This is a genomic window from Mesorhizobium sp. (assembly GCF_041661565.1).
GTDB lineage: Bacteria > Pseudomonadota > Alphaproteobacteria > Rhizobiales > Rhizobiaceae > Mesorhizobium.
Map to the genome: position 1 here is coordinate 91,977 of NZ_JBAZUD010000002.1, position 17,645 is coordinate 109,621.

General features: G+C 63.7%; 18 protein-coding genes. 7 read left to right on the plus strand and 11 right to left on the minus strand.

Annotated elements, in window-relative coordinates; genetic code table 11:
• Positions 1–9 precede the first annotated feature (9 nt).
• The 5 genes from WC739_RS00890 to WC739_RS00910 all read left to right on the plus strand — a co-directional run bounded on the left by WC739_RS00890 (position 10) and on the right by WC739_RS00910 (position 5,547).
• Complete coding sequence (locus WC739_RS00890; protein WP_372951115.1) at positions 10–891, plus strand: polysaccharide deacetylase; 882 nt, start codon at positions 10–12, stop codon at positions 889–891.
• Entirely contained in the window at positions 888–1,769 is an 882-nt protein-coding gene (locus WC739_RS00895) for a polysaccharide deacetylase family protein (protein ID WP_372951116.1), read from the plus strand. The genes WC739_RS00890 and WC739_RS00895 overlap by 4 nt, the downstream gene beginning before the upstream one ends.
• 1 nt (position 1,770) lies before the next feature.
• Positions 1,771–3,141, plus strand: a complete 1,371-nt coding sequence (locus WC739_RS00900) for an MmgE/PrpD family protein (protein WP_372951117.1) — start codon at positions 1,771–1,773, stop codon at positions 3,139–3,141.
• A gap of 50 nt (positions 3,142–3,191) precedes the next feature.
• On the plus strand, positions 3,192–4,571 hold the full coding sequence (gene argH, locus WC739_RS00905) for an argininosuccinate lyase (RefSeq protein ID WP_372951118.1): 1,380 nt from the start codon (positions 3,192–3,194) through the stop codon (positions 4,569–4,571).
• 70 nt (positions 4,572–4,641) lie between these two features.
• Positions 4,642–5,547, plus strand: coding sequence for a LysR substrate-binding domain-containing protein (locus WC739_RS00910; RefSeq protein WP_372951119.1), 906 nt, complete (start codon positions 4,642–4,644; stop codon positions 5,545–5,547).
• Positions 5,548–5,550: 3 nt separating this feature from the next.
• Here the strand turns inward: WC739_RS00910 and WC739_RS00915 are convergent, their stop codons facing one another.
• Complete coding sequence (locus WC739_RS00915) at positions 5,551–6,609, minus strand: ornithine cyclodeaminase (RefSeq protein ID WP_372951120.1); 1,059 nt, start codon at positions 6,607–6,609, stop codon at positions 5,551–5,553.
• Complete coding sequence (rocF, locus tag WC739_RS00920; protein ID WP_372951121.1) at positions 6,606–7,541, minus strand: arginase; 936 nt, start codon at positions 7,539–7,541, stop codon at positions 6,606–6,608. The genes WC739_RS00915 and rocF overlap by 4 nt, the downstream gene beginning before the upstream one ends.
• A 132-nt stretch (positions 7,542–7,673) precedes the next feature.
• Here rocF and WC739_RS00925 point away from each other — a divergent pair, with 132 nt between their 5' ends.
• The gene (locus WC739_RS00925; RefSeq protein WP_372951122.1) at positions 7,674–8,114 is read left to right on the plus strand and encodes an Lrp/AsnC family transcriptional regulator; all 441 of its coding nucleotides are present in this window, start codon (positions 7,674–7,676) and stop codon (positions 8,112–8,114) included.
• Between the two features lie 319 nt (positions 8,115–8,433).
• Positions 8,434–8,904, plus strand: a complete 471-nt coding sequence (locus tag WC739_RS00930; protein ID WP_372951123.1) for a MucR family transcriptional regulator — start codon at positions 8,434–8,436, stop codon at positions 8,902–8,904.
• A 239-nt stretch (positions 8,905–9,143) separates the two neighbouring features.
• On the opposite strand, the gene WC739_RS00935 is transcribed toward WC739_RS00930, so the two are convergent.
• The 9 genes from WC739_RS00935 to WC739_RS00975 all read right to left on the minus strand — a co-directional run.
• Positions 9,144–11,186, minus strand: a complete 2,043-nt coding sequence (locus tag WC739_RS00935) for a type IV secretory system conjugative DNA transfer family protein (RefSeq protein ID WP_372951124.1) — start codon at positions 11,184–11,186, stop codon at positions 9,144–9,146.
• Positions 11,183–12,208, minus strand: a complete 1,026-nt coding sequence (gene virB11 / locus WC739_RS00940) for a P-type DNA transfer ATPase VirB11 (protein WP_372951125.1) — start codon at positions 12,206–12,208, stop codon at positions 11,183–11,185. Before virB11 ends, WC739_RS00935 begins: the two co-directional genes overlap by 4 nt.
• Positions 12,189–13,418, minus strand: a complete 1,230-nt coding sequence (gene virB10 / locus WC739_RS00945) for a type IV secretion system protein VirB10 (RefSeq protein WP_372951132.1) — start codon at positions 13,416–13,418, stop codon at positions 12,189–12,191. The genes virB11 and virB10 overlap by 20 nt, the downstream gene beginning before the upstream one ends.
• Positions 13,418–14,230 (minus strand): P-type conjugative transfer protein VirB9, encoded by an 813-nt coding sequence (gene virB9 / locus WC739_RS00950; RefSeq protein WP_372951126.1) that lies wholly within the window; start codon positions 14,228–14,230, stop codon positions 13,418–13,420. Before virB9 ends, virB10 begins: the two co-directional genes overlap by 1 nt.
• Positions 14,230–14,922: a virB8 family protein gene (locus WC739_RS00955; protein WP_372951127.1), complete on the minus strand. Its 693-nt coding sequence runs from the start codon at positions 14,920–14,922 to the stop codon at positions 14,230–14,232. Before WC739_RS00955 ends, virB9 begins: the two co-directional genes overlap by 1 nt.
• A 41-nt stretch (positions 14,923–14,963) precedes the next feature.
• Positions 14,964–15,974 carry a type IV secretion system protein gene (locus WC739_RS00960; protein ID WP_372951128.1) on the minus strand — a complete coding sequence of 337 codons (1,011 nt, stop codon included), beginning with the start codon at positions 15,972–15,974 and terminating at the stop codon, positions 14,964–14,966.
• A gap of 7 nt (positions 15,975–15,981) precedes the next feature.
• The gene (locus WC739_RS00965) at positions 15,982–16,206 is read right to left on the minus strand and encodes a hypothetical protein (protein ID WP_372951129.1); all 225 of its coding nucleotides are present in this window, start codon (positions 16,204–16,206) and stop codon (positions 15,982–15,984) included.
• Complete coding sequence (locus tag WC739_RS00970; protein ID WP_372951130.1) at positions 16,203–16,901, minus strand: type IV secretion system protein; 699 nt, start codon at positions 16,899–16,901, stop codon at positions 16,203–16,205. Before WC739_RS00970 ends, WC739_RS00965 begins: the two co-directional genes overlap by 4 nt.
• A gap of 14 nt (positions 16,902–16,915) precedes the next feature.
• Positions 16,916–17,645: lytic transglycosylase domain-containing protein (locus WC739_RS00975; RefSeq protein WP_372951131.1), on the minus strand; the 730-nt coding region annotated here is incomplete at its 5' end.

Below are 17,645 nucleotides of genomic sequence, written 5' to 3' on the forward strand. Positions count from 1 at the left end.
AGGCATGCAATGCCAATTCCTCCCCGCCTCCAGCAGACCCGGCCGGTTTGGCCGCAAGGCCGGCGGTCCGCCGTCGCGCTTGCCTTCGATGTCGATGGCCCGACCGGCGACGCCATGCTCGACGGCTCGCTTCTGTCCAACCCGCGCTATTTCACCCAAGGCGCCTATGGCCCTTGGCGCGCCCTGCCCCGGTTGCTCGACCTGCTTGGCGCCTATGAGCTCAAGGCCACCTTTTTCGTGCCGACCTGGGTCGTCCTGCACTGGACCGACATCTGCGCGCGAATCCTGCGTCAAGGGTGTGAGATCGCCTATCACGGCCACCACCACGAGGTTTTTATCGACTGCTCGCCGCAACAACAGCTTGAGATCATGGAGCGGTCGCGCGCCATCTTCCAGCAGCGGCTCGGCGTCACCCCGGTCGGATTCCGCACCCCGTCCGGAGACTGGAGTGAGGAGACAGCGGCGCTGCTGCGTGATTTCGGCATCATCTATTCCAGTTCGATGCGCGGTGACGACCGGCCCTATTTCCATCCACCACGGGGACCAGGCCCCGGTCTGGTCGAAATCCCGGCGCGCTGGGACATCGATGACTACACCGCCCTCGCCTACACGGAGGAGCCGGACTTTCCGATCGGTCTCGACCGCATTTCCGACTACCGCACAGTCGAGCGCAACTGGTGTGCCGAATTCGAGGGCTACCATCGGGCAGGATTGTGCTGGACGACCATTCTGCACCCGAAGGTCTGCGCCAAGCCCGGACGCCTCGGTATTCTTGAAGGCCTTTTCGGGCGCATCCGCGACCATGGCGACGCCGTCTGGACGGCGAGGTGCCAGGACGTCGCCCAATGGTGGATCGACCGCCACGCGGCCGGTCCGGAGCAGACGCCATGACCCCTGCACCGTTCGCCTGGCCCGCTGGCAAAAGCTGCGCGGCGATGATTTCCATAATCTTCGACGATGGCATGGACGCGGTCTCCAAGGCCCCCGATCTGCTCCAGCGCAGCAAGAGCCTTTCGGTGTGGAAATATGGCGCCGCGCGGGGCGTCGAGCGTTTGTGCCAGGCCTTTGCCGCTGCCGATATCCGCACCAGCTGGTTTGTGCCGGGCAGCGTGGCGTCGAACCATGCCGAGCTGGTGCGCGCTGTTGCCGGCGCCGGCCACGAGATCGAAAGCCATGGCTGGCTCTTCGAGCGCTATGACGCGCTGCCGGAACGAGAGGCGCTCACGCTTCTCAAACGATCGCGCCACGTGCTGGGGGAATTGTCTGGCCGTTCGCCAGGTGGGTTCCGGTTGCCGGCTGGAAACTGGCCGCATGCGTTCGACGCCATGCTGCAGGAGGCAGGATATCTCTGGTCGGCCTCCCTCAATGGCGATGACGTACCCTATCCGCACGCGTCGGGGCTGACCGAGATTCCGGTCCATATCGAACTTGAAGACCGGCCCTATTTCCAGTTCAATTTCACCCCGGCCTTCCCCAAGGGGCAGGGTCGCATCCCCGATTATGACGGCGTCCTGGGCAACTGGATCGCCGAGTTCGATGCCTACCGCAAGTTCGGCCTCTGCTATGTGCTGCAGTTGCGGCCGGAATGGACGGGGACGCCGGGGCGCATTCCCATTCTGGAAGCGCTGCTGCGTCATATAAGCGGGTTCGACGATGTCTGGATCGCCACCGGCGCCGAGATTGCCGCATGGCACGCCGCCAACGCGGTGCCGACGCCTGCGCAGCACCCCATCAATGTCTACGCCGCCTATCGCCGGGAGCATGAGTGAGATGAGTGCTGACATGGCCGGTCAGCTGGCGACGAAGATCTGCGCGACGGCGTTCGAGGATTTTCCAGACGCGACCGTCCACAAGGCAAAGCTGCATATTCTCGACACGCTGGGCGTTGCCATTGCCGGATCGGCCTCCGGCGAAACCCGGATGACGATGGCAGCCCTCGGCCTCGGCGAGGGGCAAGGGCGCGCGCCGGTCTGGGGATCGTCCGTTCGCGCCGACGCGCGCACGGCTGCCTTCGTCAACGGCGTTTCGGCGCATGCCTTCGAACTGGATGACAGTGGCGGCTGCGATCATTCGGGCGCGGTGGTTCTGCCGGCAGCACTTGCCGTCCTGGGCGAGATCGCGCGGCCGGTTTCCGGTCGTGAACTGCTGCGCAGCGTTCTCCTCGGCTACGAGGTCGGCCGGCGCGTGCTGGAGGCCGCCGGCGGTTATGAATCCCACAATGATCTCGGCTGGCATTCGACCGGAACATGTGGCCCTTTCGCCGCGGCGGCCGCCGCCGGCATGCTGCTGGAATTCGATGCGCGCAAAATGGCATCCGCGCTGGGCACCGCCTGCTCCTATGCCGGCGGCACCTGGGCCTTCATTCAAAACGGCAGCCCGGCAAAGAAGCTGCATCCGGGGCGCGCGGCCGAAGGCGGTGTCATCGCCGCCTGTCTCGCCGCGCAAGGTTTCCAAGGTCCCGACGCGGTGTTCGAGCCGACGGTGTGGGGCAGTTTCTTCGCGACCTTCTGCGCCGGAAAGGCGCATGCCTCGGCGCTGGTTTCAGACTTCGGTGACAACTGGCGGCTGAACCGCTGCTCTATCAAGCCCTACGCCACCTGCCGCGGCACGCATTCGGCCATCGATGCGATCGACCTGATTTCTTCACGGCATGGGCTGAGCGTATCGGACATAGCTTCCGTCGAGGCCGATATGAGCCGCTTCCAGTTCGGCATGTGCGGCGGGAAGGTGATCCAGTCGCGGCCGCAGGCCCAGATGAGCCTGCCCTATGCCATCGCCGCGCGACTGCGCTACGGCAAGGTTTTCCTGGCGGAGCTGGAGGCGACAGCCTGGTCGGATCCGACCGTAGCCGATTGGCTGGACCGAATCGCCGTTCGCGTCGATGCCGCAATGAAGGACGAGGACGAACCGTCCATCACGGTCGTGACCATGGACGGCCAGCGTCATCAGGCGACGGTGGAATTCCCGCTCGGCGGCCCGCTCAATCCGCTGAGCGACGCGCAGCTGGTCGCCAAATACACCGACCTGGCGGGTGCCGTCCTGCCTGCCGCCAAGGTCGTAGCCATCCGCGCCCTCGTCCTTGACCTCGACAGCTGCGCAGATGCGCGCAAACTCCTGCCCCTGCTGCAGGGGCCTGGCTGATCCCCGACTGCCGCAAGGCGGCCTCAAATCCAAAGCGTGAGACACAGACAATGACCCAGACGACATGGTCGCCCCTCTTCAAGCAGGCGGTTTCGACGGATTTCCGCGACTTCCACGAGTGCCTGGACCAGGACAAGCGCATCGCGCTTTACGACGTGGCGGGTTCGCAGGTGCATGCCGCGATGCTGGCGCGCGCGAGCATCCTGACCCCGAAGGAAAATGCCGATATCCAGGCCGGGCTCGTCCAGATCGCCGAAGAGATGCGGTCGGGCGCGTTCGAATGGAAAAAGGAACTCGAAGACGTTCACATGAATGTCGAGAGCCGGCTGACTGCTCTGGTCGGCGACGCCGGCAAGAAGCTGCACACGGCCCGCTCGCGCAACGATCAGGTGGCGACCGATATTCGTCTTTACGCGCGTGCCGAGCTCGACGCGCTGGCTGGCGAACTGAAGGGTCTGATCCATGCCTTCACCGATCTCGCGGAAACCCATGCCGACACCATCATGCCCGGCTTCACCCATCTCCAGGTCGCCCAGCCGGTCACCTTCGGCCATCATCTCATGGCCTATGTCGAGATGTTCCTGCGCGACCTCGAACGCGTGACGCAGGCACGCGAGCGCCTGAACGTCTGTCCGCTCGGTGCGGCTGCGCTGGCCGGCAGCGGCTATCCCATCGACCCCGACTATAGCGCCGCGCAACTCGGTTTCGCCTCGGCCTTCCGCAACTCGATGGATGCGGTTTCGGATCGCGACTACGTCATCGATATCTGCAACGCCGGCGCCATCGTCATGGGCCATCTGTCGCGCTTCAGCGAGGAAGTGATCTTGTGGTGCACGCCGATGTTCGACTTCATCGAGGTCGGCGACCAGTTCTGCACGGGTTCGTCGATCATGCCGCAGAAGCGCAATCCGGATCTGGCCGAGCTGGTGCGCGGCAAGGCGGCGCGCGTCATCGGCAACCTCACTGTTGCCCTCACCTTGATGAAAAGCCAGCCGCTGGCCTTCAACAAGGATCAGCAGGAGTCGAAGCCGCCATTGACCGACACGTTCGAAACAGTGCGCGCGGCGGTCACCGTCACAGCGCAGATGATCGCCACGATCAAGGTCCGCAAGGACAGGATGCTGGCTGCCGCCGACCAGGGCTATTCGACGGCGACCGATCTGGCGGACTACCTGGTGCGCGCCGGCGTCCCTTTCCGCGACGCGCATCATGCGGTGGCCGCGATTGTTGGCCTCGCCCGTGACCGCGGGCTGGCGACCCTGGCGCAAATGCCGCTGGCCGACATGCAGGCCATCGCGTCCGCGATCGGGCCGGAGGTCTGCGACGTGCTGACGGTCGAGGGCTCGGTCGCCAGCCGCAATCACAAAGGCGGCACCGCCCCCGCGCAGGTCAGGCGCGCTATCGCCAGCGTGAGAGAACTTTTGCGATAGATCGGACTTTGCCTTAGGTCGCCTTGCTGCTTTCATGCCAGACTCTTCCCAAGGGCATGGAGGCCGCGCAATGGAACCAAGGTCCGGCCAGAACAGGCTGCCGCCGCTGCAGACGCTGCAGACCTTTTCCGTCGTGGCGGAAACCGGCAGCTTCACGGCCGCGGCCGCCGAGCTCCATCTCAGCCAGAGCGCCATCAGCCGCCAAGTGCAGCAGCTGGAGCATTATTTCGGCTGCAGCCTGTTTGAGCGCCACACCCGCAAGGTGGTGCTGACCGAGCGCGGCATGGCGCTGTTCCCGGTGGTCAACAGCCTGCTGGCATCGCTGAAAAGCTCTTTCGAGGCGACGCGCAGCAAGGTGCGTTCGCTGACCGTGCGCATGCCGCCGACGCTCGCCCGCAAATGGTTTCTACCGCGCTTGTCCGACCTTCACCGCCAATATGACGATCTGAACATCAACATCGACACGGCCTGGTTCGTGCGCCCGAATTTTTCCGTCGGCGACATCGACATGCTGATCACCTATGGCAACGGCCATTGGCCCGGCATGGACGTGCTGCCGCTGCTGCACGAACGGCTGACGCCGATGTGTTCGCCGCGGATGCTCTCCAGGCTGGGGGATCCGCCGCTGGTGGAAAATCTCGACAGCTGCGTCCTGCTGCACTCGAATGCGCGCCACAGTGACTGGGCGCTGTGGCTGCAGGCGGAAGGGGCCTACTCGCTGCAGCCGGCGCGCAACCAGGTTTTCGACACCCAGGACTTCGCCATGACCGCCGCCGCCAGCGGCTACGGCATCACCATGGGCGATCTGAATTTCGCCCAGCAGGACCTCGACGCCGGAGACCTGGTGGCGCCATTCGAGCGCATCGTCGAAAGCGGCTATGGTTATTACGCGCTCTATCCGGCGCGCGCGGATGCGCGACGCAAGGTAGCGGATTTCGTGGACTGGCTGCGGCACGCATCCGGCCGCGACGCCTGAAGCTCAGGCGGCCGGCCGCAAGCCAGCCCTGAGCAGCATGCCAAAGAGGTCGCGCGGCTCGTCGGGGTCGGCAAGCAAATCGAGCTCTTCATAGAGGCCGGTGGCCTGGAGCTGGTCTCTGATATAGCGCAGGGCTGAAAAATCCTCCGTGGCAAAGCCGACGGAATCGAACAGCGTGATCTGTTCCGGCGCCTTGCGGCCTTCTGCCTGCCCGGTCATCACCTGCCACAGCTCCGTCACCGGATGGTCGGCGTCGAGCTGCTGGATCTCGCCCTCGATGCGCGTTTGCGGCGCAAACTCGACGAAGATGTCGGAGCGCAGCAGGATGTCGCGATGGAGTTCGGTCTTGCCCGGGCAGTCGCCGCCGACCGCGTTGATGTGAACGCCGGAGCCGACCATGTTGTCGGTCAGGATGGTGGCGCACTGCTTGTCGGCGGTGACCGTGGTAATGATGTCGACGCCTTCCACCGCATCTTGGCCCGTCGTGCAGATGGTGATGTCAAAACCTTTGCCGGCGAGGTTGCGGGCGCATTTTTCCGAAGCCTGGCGATCGATGTCGTAGAGCCGCACACGGTCGATGCCAAGCAGCGCCTTGAAGGCGACGGCCTGGAATTCCGACTGGGCGCCGTTGCCGATGATGGCCATGGAGCGTGAACCCCTGGGCGCCAGATATTTGGCCGCGACAGCCGAGGTGGCCGCGGTGCGCAGCGCTGTCAGGATCGTCATCTCGGTCAGCAGCATCGGATAGCCAGAGCCGACATCGGCGAGGACGCCGAAGGCAGTGACCGTCTGGCGGCCCTCGCGCATGTTCTTTGGATGGCCGTTGACATATTTGAAGCCGTAGAGATGGCCGTCGCTGGTCGGCATCAACTCGATGACGCCGTCATGGCTGTGCGAGGCGATGCGCGGCGTCTTGTCGAACAGCTCCCAGCGGCGGAAATCCTCCTCGATATAGGCCGCGAGCTCGGTCAGGAACCGCTCGACGCCGATGGTCAACACCAGCTTCATCATACGGTCGACGCTGACGAAGGGGACGATGGCAAGGCGCGATGGCTGGGTCATGAAATGCTTCCGGAATGGCTGCGGGTCGGGCGGTCCATGATGCGGCGGCCCATCAGGCTGGCGGCGAGGTCGACCATCAGGGTCGCGGTGCGGCCGCGCTCGTCGAGAAACGGGTTGAGCTCGACCAGGTCGAGGCTGGAGACCAGACCACTGTCGGACAGCATCTCCATCACCAGATGCGCCTCGCGGAAGGTGGCGCCGCCCGGCACGGTGGTGCCGACAGCCGGCGCGATCGAGGGATCGAGGAAGTCGACATCGAGGCTGACATGCAGCAGGCCCTTGGCCTCTTCAACGACGGTCAGGAAGGCGCGCAGCAATGGCGCGACGCCGTATTCGTCGATGCTGCGCATGTCGTGCACTGTCACGCCCGCTTCGCTGAGCGCCCGGCGCTCGGCCGGGTCGACGCTGCGCAGGCCCATGACGCAGATGCGGGCGGGATCGACGGCGACGGGCAGGTCAGGGAAATAGCCGTCGAAGCCTGGCCGGCCGCTGGCATAGGCGAGCGGCACGCCGTGCAGATTGCCGCTGACGGTGGTGTCGAGCGTGTGAAAATCCGGATGCGCGTCGAGCCACAGCACGAAAAGCGGCCGGTCGCGCTCGGCGGCCCGGCGCGCAATGCCGGATACGGTGCCGGCCGATATCGCGTGATCGCCGCCAAGGAAAATCGGCATGGCGTCCTGCGAGGCGGCGTAGGCGGTCCCGGCTATCGCCGCGGTCCAGGCGGAAATCTCCGGCAGGGCCTTCAGTGCAAGGTTGCCATGCACCACAGCGCGTGCCGCGGCCGGTTGCACCGCGCCCCAGTCTTCGACCTCATGGCCGAGTCCCGACAGGACCGAGACAAGCCCTGCCGTGCGCAGCGCGCTCGGCCCCATCTCGCATCCCATCCTGCCCGCGCCGTCTTGCACCGGCACGCCAACGATCCTGCAGCGCATGATTCTCTTTCGCCCTCACGATTGATCCATGGAGTGGACCATCATGCTCCGGCACTTTGAACAGGGAGAATTGGCATTTCGGGAACAATATTCTATCGTAATGGACGATTGCTTTGACCGAAATGGACACGCATGGACGCTTTCGACGAAAGGCTGGTGACGCTTCTGAGGCACGATGCGCGGCGCAGCATCTCCGATCTTGCGGTCGATCTCGGCGTCTCGCGCGCCACGGTCAGGTCGCGCATGGAGCGGCTGGAAAGGGCCGGCGAGATCATCGGCTATACCGTGGTGTTGCGCGCTGACGCCGTCGACCAGCGGATACGCGGCGTCATGCTGATCGAGATCGAGGGCCATGCGGCGGATCGCGTGATCCGTGCGCTTGGCGGCTTCCCAGAGGTTTCGACCATTCACACGACCAATGGCCGCTGGGACCTGGTGGTCGAGCTCGGAACGGCCTCGCTCACCGATTTTGACGCCGTGCTGCGCCGGATCCGGCTCATCGCGGGCATAACCGGCAGCGAAACCAGCCTGCTTCTGGCCACGCCGCGCACGACCCGAGCGCGATTGACCTAGGCTGGACGTCGCCGAAGGCTGGAAGGCGATTGCCCCAAGAGACGAACAATGACGTTCATGTTCAGGTTCATCTCGATATCTCAGGCAGTTCACCCACGCCGGGGTACGATTATCATCGTAGCGGATCAGCGTTGAAGAACGGCGCCGGGCCGCGGGTCGGGATATAGAGGAACGGAGCCTGGCACGGTAATCCGGATAAGTTGCGAGCCACAGATGAATACCAGGCCCAGCGTGCTGCAGAATTGCGGTCAGGAAAGATTGACTAACTTACTGCCCTTGTCCATGTGTCCTTTCTTGAAAACCCGGCAAAGGACCAGGAATGATCGACACCACAGACAACAGCGCAGCCGAACTCATCGAACTTACAGCCGACATCGTGTCTGCCTATGTTCGCAACAACCCTTTGCCGACGGCTGGCCTGCCCGAAGTCATAGCATCGGTTCACGCTTCGCTATCTGGACTTGGAGCCCCGATCGCGCCGGTTGTTGAGATGAAAGCTCCCGCAGTTAATCCGAAGAAATCGGTGACGCCGGATTTCATCATCTGCCTCGATGACGGCAAGAAGTTCAAATCCCTTAAGCGTCACATTGCGCAACTCGGCATGACACCCGATGCCTACCGCGCCAAATGGGGCCTGGCCGCGGACTACCCGATGGTTGCCCCCAACTACGCGGCCACGCGGTCTGCCCTGGCAAAGTCGATAGGGCTTGGGCGTAAGGCAAAGGCTGAGGCGCCGGCTGTAAAAGCGCCCGTGAAGCGGAAGGCGAAAGTGCAATCCGCCAAAGCATAACGCTACGTCACGACCCAGCGGTGCGTCGGAGGGGGGCGGACCTGTCCCTCGGCCGGCCATCAGCTGCCTCGCAAGCTGGCGCCGGCCTCGTTCGCCGCCGGGCTGGAACCGTCGAGGAGTTCCTGGCCTATGCTTGGGTAACTGACGATTTGCACGCCACCTGGGCAAACGCTACCGCAGCGAGATTGCCAGACTTACTTCGCCGATTTGTTCGCGATGATACTCAATTTGTAGCGCGTTCAGATAGGCACTCCGGTGACCGGGCTGCTGGCATCCGTCGATGCCGGCCTTGGTGCGCCCATCACGCCAGGGGATATCGTTGCGTCTTCCGACTCAAGTTCCGACCAGGCGTCAGGGACCGTCTCGTCGAATATTGCCGACCAGTTCTTCGTGTCGCTGCCTGACGCAAGCGCCTCGGGTCTGCCCGCGATCAGATCCTTCAGGCGTCTCGCCGCCACGTTGAACCGCGCCTCGACAGCCCTTACGGCCTGTTCGCCAGGGGCCGATGCCTCCCGGTTCTTGTCGGCCGGGAGGGAAGCGGCCAGCGCGGCGGATCGTTGGCGCGCGGCATCCGTGCCTTTCGTGCCGGCCATCTGATACGATGCCGTCGTCGCGGGAACGGGTCTCGACGGCAGGAATTCCATTGCCGGAACGAAGGGAATGTGAGCGCGAGAGTAAAGCTCCCTCTCTCGCAACCGCTTCACCGCAAAGAAGCGCAACTTGTCGGCCAGGATCGGGTTCTGCCCTTCGGCGATCACAAGCATCTTGTCGGGCGGCAGCTGGCGGATTTCCTGCGGCATCATCAAATCCCGCTCCCTCAACTGCTCCACCTTGGTGCGCCGGGAAAAGCCCATCGGCTCGATCGTCCGGGACAAGGTCTGGTAGCGCAGCGTGCGCCGGCCAAGGCTCTTCGACACGGCCTCGGCGGTCGCCTGGTCGTTCGCGCCAAGCACAAGCTGGTAACCGCAGTTGCCCATCAGGGACTGGCGCGCGGTCTCGCCATAGATCTCGTCGAGGTTTTTCAAATCCTGCACGATGAAGGCCATCTTGACGTTGTAGCCGGCGACGAAGGGCAGTCTTGCGGTGATTTCGCTCAGCTTCTTCAATTGCCGGAACTCATCCAGGAGGAAGTAGACCGGCACCGGGCAGCGCCCATGCTCCAGCAAGATTATGTCGAGGGCCTGCTGGACGAACAGAGCCAGCAGCGGTTTCAACAGTGTGACGTCGGTGATGTTCGGCGCCAGGTAGATGGAGATCGGGCGGTATTTCAGGGCGCGCAGATCCATGTCCGTGACGCAGGTGGCCGCGAGCACGCGTTCGTTCCGAAAAGGTCGCAGCGCCTTCTGGATGTCGAGAAGTGCCGAGGCGGCCGCGCGCTCCGAAAGCGCGATATAGGCGTTAAAACTCTCGACGGTGAAGCGCGACAGATCGGGCTCTTTCGCCTTGATAAGGGCCATCAACGCCTGCAGGTTGACGCTGCTGTTGAAGAAGGCCGCCACTTCGCCGAGATTGCGCCGGCCGTCATAAAAGGCACTCTCGTTGATATAGCCGATCACCCCGGCCATCACCTGCTGGGCCGTTGCCTGCCAGATCGAATTCTCCGAATCGACGCTTTCGGGGACCAGGATTGCGGCAATGTTCTGGATGTCGGTGGTCCGGTCGCCGCGATCGGGGCGGATGAAGTCCAGCGGATTGTAGCGGTGCGTTCGCTCGGACCCCGGCGCAAACAGGAAGACCTGGCTGCCCGTCGCCTTGCGATAGCCCGCCGTGGACTGGAAAATCTCGCCTTTCAGATCGGTGACGATCATCGAGCCTTCGTGACCGAGGGCATTGGGGATGACGTATGAGACACCCTTGCCGGAGCGTGTGGGACCAATGACAAGATGATGGCGCTCGTCGTCGACGCGCAGGAGCCGGCGCCCGAACGATCCCAATATGTGGCCGCTGCGGCGAAACCACTTTGCCCGGCGCAGCGACAGGGCATCTTGAAAGCGCGCGTCGCCGAGCGGGTTGGACGGCATGCGCAGGCCGGCATAGGCGAGAAGCCCGGCGACGAGGAGCGCGGGCACTGCCGCCCCTGACGCCGCCTGCTGCAGGGCGCGATTGCCGCCATAGACCGCGAGCTGTCGGAGAGGCACAAAGGGGTTCGTCGCGAGCGTCGCTGCGATGATGCGGGCGTCACCGTAGAGGAGCTTCAACGCCAGACCGTAGCACAGGAGCCAGATGGCGAAGGCGGTCGCCAGGCAAAACAGGATGTAGAGAAGGCGAAAGGCGCCTGTCATGACGCCACCAGGCGCTCAAAGTAGATTTCCGAGACGCAGCGCCGGCCTCCCTCGCGCCGGAGCTGGATGACGATCGGGATCACGCCGCGGATATAGGAGATCAGATCCGCCTTCGGATAGGCCGCCGAAAGACCCGACTGCATCACCATCATCGCCAATTGCTCGTAGGCGCCAAGCGGCGTGTCGGCGTGCACCGTCGTCATCGAGCCTGGATGTCCGGTGTTGATGGCGCGAAGGAAGAAGAACGCTTCCTGGCCTCTCACCTCGCCAACGAACAGCCGGTCGGGACGCATGCGCAGCGAGGCCTCCAGCAGACTTTCGATGGTGACGCAGGCGGTCCCCTGGTCGCCTCTTGAGGCCAACAGATGCACCGCATTGGCCTGCGGCGGAAACAGCTCCCTGGTATCCTCCAGGGTGATGACCCGCTCGAGCGGGTCGACCGATTTGAGACACGCATTGAGGAAAGTCGTCTTGCCGCTCGAGGTGCCGCCGCTGATCAGGATCGAAATGCGATTGGCAATCGCGCAACGCAGGAAGCCATGAACATCCCTGGCATGGAGACGCTTCGTCAGCTCACGATCCACGTCGGTCGCGCCGCCGATCCTCACCAGGACCTGGTCAAACGCACCTCTGTCTCGATAGTCGTCGAGGCTGAAATCGCTGACGACCTGCTTGCGCACCGAGATGGCGCCGCCGTCGGCAGCCGCCGGCGGCAGCACGATCTGGATGCGCTCGCCCGTGGGAAGTGCCGCGCTCAGGATCGGGTTGGCCGAACTGATGAACTGGTTCGTCGAGGCGGCCACGCGTTCGCCGATGTTGACGATCTCGGCCGTTGTCAGTTCAGGCGCCGCAAAGAACGCCATATGCTCCTCGCCCAGCCGCTCGACATAGACATGACCCGGTCGATTGATCGACACCTCTATGACCCGCGGATCGGCCAGAAACGGGCTCAGCGGCTCCAGCGCCCGGTAGAGAAAATAATGCCTGTGCTCGCGGGCGAGCTCAGTCGAGACCACGTTCATGCCTGATCTCCCTGAGCGCTTCGGTGCGCGGGTCATCGTAGAGCGCCGAGAAATCGAGGTCCTGGCGCACGAAGACAAAGATGCGTTCCCCTTGCGGGATGCTGATGGTCGGCGGGATCTTCAGGCTGTCGCCAAGGGCCTGGTTGGCCATGTCGGAGAAGGTCTGCGCCAAGGTGGTGCGCGCGAGGTCCTGGGCGCGCTGTCCGTCGTCGCCGCCGGCCGTCGCCGACTGGCTGCCGCCGCCCGCCAGATAGCTGGCGCCGCCGCCGACGATGGAGAGCAGAATGGCGGCGCCAAACCGCTCCTTGTATTTGTTGTCGACCCGCCCGGTCAGGCCGGAACGGCCGAGGCTGTCGGCCCCAACCGAATCGAGGCGAAGGCTGACGCCGTCATCGCGCAGCAGGCGTGTCCAGATGACGAACACACGCTTTTGACCCCGCACGATGTCGGACTGATATTCACCGATCAGGCGTGTGCCAGTCGGTATGAGGACGCGCCGGCCATCGAAGGAATAAACGTCCTGCGAGACGACTGCGCTGATCTGGCCAGGCAGGTCGCTTACAATTGCCGTTTCCAGGATCCCGGGGATTAAAGTCCCTTCCGCAACCAGGGCATCGATGCGACCGATCCTTCTTGCCTGCGCGGTCCGATCATCGCGGCTGATCGCGGCCGCCAGGAACTTGCTGTTGCGATCCTCGCCCGTCACGGAGGCGCCGCCCTGTCCCTCCCCTGACGTCGATCCGAACTCCTTGCTGGAAGAACCGCCCTTGTTGTCGAACACGATCATGTTGGAGCGATATCGTTTCGGGAATTCGTCCTTGGCTGGCGGCGGCTCCAGGTCAGCTTGTTGTGCCGCCACGGGCGGAGGCGGAACATTGAACTCGCTCGTGTCGGAACGCTCTGCCTCTTTTGGCGGCGGCGGCGGCGGTGGCGGCGGGATTTGCAGCACTTCCGTTGGCGTCGGTTTTGGTTGTGTCGCGCCGTTGCGCACAAAGGAGGGCGGCCGAAACGACGTCGTCGAGAATTCCTCGTCGCCGGCCAACGGATCGCCTTGCTGCGGCCGGCCGCCGGTGACAACGAAATAGGCCGCGGCCACGCCGGCCAGAACCAGGATTGCCCCGCCGAGCAATTGCTTGCGGCGAACGGACCGGTCGGCGACCGTGGGCTCGTCGGCACGCGCCATCGCCTCGAGTTCGGGGCTGCGCTGGATCAATTGCCGCTCCCCCTGCGCCTGCTTGCTCGAGGGTCCTCGACCGGGCCGAGAATTCCGGGATCGGGAGCGCCGAAATCCGGCTTCTTCAGATTGAAGATGCAGCCCCATTGAGGACCGTCGCGCAAGGTGAACTGCGTCGCCGTTCCATCGATGACGACATAGTCGCCTTCCCTGCGAAAATTCTCCAGCGTTTCGGAGAAGTCGGAATTGACGGCGAAGATCGCCGGCACGCGGCGTTCGAACTTGAAGAACGTCTTGGCGCCGTCGTCGAAGATCATCAGCGGCTTCAGCGCGGCGTCGCCGGAGAAGGAATAGTCGATGTTGACGCTGGCCTTGTCGATGCCGGACATGTTCGGCCAAGCGGCGCGCTGCTCGGCCTCGTTGCGCAAGGCGGCATCCAGGGTCTTGTCGGGGTAGACGAAGCGAATGCCGAAGACTTGCCTGTTGGCTTCCGGCTGGTTGTCTTGGAGCTCCAGATAGTAGATCCGCTTGTCGGTGACGACGTTCATGTTGGTCGTCACGTTCCTGGCGGTCGGCTTGACGAAGAGGATGTTGCCCTTTTCGGCCGGGACGACCTGCCAGCTGTCGGTGTCGCCGAGCGAGATCGTCTGGAATTTTTCGTCCTCATCAAAGATGATCATGGTCGAAATGCCATAGGTGGCCAGCACCTGGACGACATTGTTCTTCTGATAGGTCACGCTGGTAACGCGCCGGTCCAGCGCCCCGCCCTTCGGCGTCTGCGCCGCGAGCGCGGCCGAACCGAGGGCGAGCAGATGGAGCACACAGGCAAACGCTGTTCTCCGCCGCATCACGGGCTCCCCGGCGTCACGGTTTCCTGGTCGCGGCGATAATCGTAGACCTGGAAGCCAAGCGGGTTCTCGAAGCGCCACTCGTTCTTGACCGGCGTGTCGGTGTAGCGAAAGCGCACGACCGAGATCCAGTGTCGGTCGATTGCCTCGGTCTCACTCTTCTCGGTGCTGGAAAAGCGCACGATCGCCGTCGACGCATTGGGAAAACTGACTGACTTGATCGTCACCGCGACGCTTTTCAGCCTGCCATAGACCTTGGCTGGATTTTGCGGATTGGCCGCACTGTAGAGAGCCTGCAGGTCGCGCGCGGCGGCGCCGGTCGAAAGAAGGGCCGCGATGCCAAAATGCTCTTCGATCGCGTAAGGGTCGTACCCCTCCCGGTTGCGGATGTAGCGAACCACGTTGGCTTGTGTGACTGCCTCCTGCTCCGTCAGCCTGGTTGGTCGCGTCAATCCGGTCTTGACCTCGGTATAGCCGGTGTTGGTGTCGACCTCGACCAGATAGGGCTCGAAACTCTTCAGCGGCAGCATCACGACGACGGCGAGCAGGCTGAGCACCGCGATCGCGGCAAACAGCATCGCGAAGAACCAGGCGACGCGACGCGAGCGCTTCGCCTGCTTGATGATCTCGATCTCCCAGATCTCTCCATCCCGGAAATAGGCTGCCAGTCTGTCCTCGGTGCTCTGTGTCATGCCTTTCCGCCGGTTCTGGTTTGGACAATCACCGCTGACGCTCACGCGGATTGCTGTGGTGTTGCGTTGGCCGTGATGGCCCGTTGCATGGTCTCGCGGGCCGTGGAACGGGCTGGATGAAGCTGGGCCTGCACCCGGTGAACGGCGCTCTGCATCTGCCGCGACGAGGTGCCGATCGCCATGCGACCCAAGAGGATGCCGCGGTCGGTGAAGGCGCGTGACCGATTGCCGATCGGCATTGAGAAGCCGCCGGCAACGCCCTGCGCCAGCGACTGGACCTGGACAAGGACGAACGATCCAGCGAGGCAAAGCATGATGAATGCCGCAAAGTCGCTGAGCTTCAGCTCGCGGGTCCCCGAGACTTCGTTGATCCTGGTCAGCTCCGGCGCCATGGCCGTAATCAGAAAGGCGGCGATGACGTAGACGAACAGCGGGATCAGCGCGTAGAGCAGGGACTGGTTGAGCCAGCCCATTGCATAGTTGCGCGTGGGATTGAACAGCATGCAGGATATGAAGATCGGCGCGGTGCCGAGCAACACCCACAGGACGACCTTGGCCAGCACCAGGATGCCGAGCGCGATGGCCACGAAAAGCCCGGCAAAGATCATGATCACGATGCCGATCAGCGCCGGCAGCACGGAAAAATAGCCGGCCTGCTCCGAGAATGTCGAGGCAGCCATGTTGGCTGTCTTCCAGATCTGCGAAAGCCCGTTGCTCGGCTCCGTGACGCCGGTGCCGGACGCCGACAGCACGGCGCGGCCGGCGGCTTCGGGCACTTTCGTCAACCAGTCATAGACCAGCGTATCGAAGCTCGACCATGTCCTGACCAGGATGAAGATCACGATGACGCGTGCAAGCCGGCCGACGATCTCGGCCATGCTGAGCCGGGACGTGCCGAGGAAAAGCTGCAGTCCATAAAACACCACGGCCAGGATGAAGAGCAGCCGAAGCAGTGGTTCGAGATCCCTGCCCAGCGCTTCAAACGCGCGCTGGGAGAAATTCTGGCCAGACGCGTCGATGCGCTGCAGGAGCTGTCCGACGAAATCGTCCACCGCCTGTCTACTCCGCTTTTCGTGCGAGGCGGTCGATTGCCGCAAGCACGGCCGCGCTGTCGGGCTCGACCAGCCGCATTGTGCCGCAGTCCTGGCGGGGATCGGCGACGTAGCCGGTCAGATCGGCCGGCCTCTTGCAGGGCGCGGATTTCTGCGCCGGCGCGGCACAGGCCGCCAGCACGGAGATGACCGCGGCAACGCCCGCGCTCGCGAAAGGCCTGGTCGTGCTCATTGGTAGGTCAGCGCTTTTCTTGTATTGGAAATATCGGTCAGCTTGCGCTGGTTGTCCGCCTGCAGCGATTGCACCGCCGCGTTCATCGTCCCGATCATTTCGTTGAGGGTAAGCCCGGTCTGCACCTGGAGCTGCGTGTTCTGGTCGATCGATCCCTTGATGTCCCTCGCGGCGCCGATCTGTTGTCCCGCCCGCTCCAGCGCCGAGCGCCGGCTTTCAACCGCCTGCCGCGAGCCATTGATGAGCGCGGAGACGCCAAGGACGGTCTTGACCAGTTCCTCGTAGGATTTGTCGCTGGCAAGCGCGCTGTCCTGCCTGCCCGAGAGCGACTTCACCAGTTGCAGTCCGTTGACGAACAGCGTCGCCGTCCTGGCGATCTCGGGTGCCATGGCGCCGAAATTCGGCATTCCGCTCTGTAGAAGACTGTCAAAGGACGGCACCGACGTCACGCTGAAGCCATTGCCGATGGCGATGTCCTTGAGCGTGCCCGTCTCGCTGCTGCGGTCGCCGGAGATCGCTTGCAACGTTTTTTCGACGGTGGTCAGAATGTCCTTGTTGGTGTCGAGGATCCTGGCGGTCTTTTCGGCCGTGTCCTTGGCGACGGCATAATTTGTCTTGTCGATGACCGGAATATCGGCCTGCGCCGTCGTCATGCCGACGGCCATGCCGGCCACCAGAAACAGAATGCGTTTCATCGAGATCTCCCAGTTCATTGCGCCACAAGAAGCAGTTGGTTTTGGTGGTCGGGTTCGCCGGCGCAGGCCTTTGGCTCGCTGCCCGGGACGTCACCGGCACGGTCATTGCAGGAGCCGGCGCCCGGCTGTGAACCCTGCCCGTGCCCCTGTTGGTAGCGGCCCGAGCGATTGGCGCCCGACACCTCGCTCATCGTGACGGCGTTGGCGCTGTTGGCGAGGTCGGCCAGGCTGGCCGACAGCGCGATCATGCGGTTCAGCAGGTCGATCGAGGCGTTGCGGGCGGCTGAATTCTGATCCCAGCTCTCCTGCACGGTGCCGGTTGGAACCGCGCCGAATTGCTCGAACCAGGACGCCACCTCGCCCGACCCGTCGGCGGTGGCGCGGGTCAATGCGAGCGCCTCGATGGTGCTGGAGCGCATGCCTTCATAGGCCAAGCCGGTGCCGCCATAGTTCAGCGGAATGCCTGACTTGTCCGATCCGCCAAACGCCGGCAGCCATTTCTGCGTGATGTCGCGCACGTAGTCCTGGGTTTCGCGGAATGGCGGGATGCCGCCATAGGTTTCGACATTGCCGGAGCCCGAATTGTAGGCTGCAAGCGCCAGCGACACGGTACCGTCAAAGCGATCCAGCTGCTGCTTGAAGTAGCGTGCGCCGCCGCGCAGGTTCTGCTCGATGTCGTAGGGGTTGACGCCCAGCTCCGACGCGGTGCCCGGCATCAGCTGGGCAAGGCCCAACGCGCCGGCG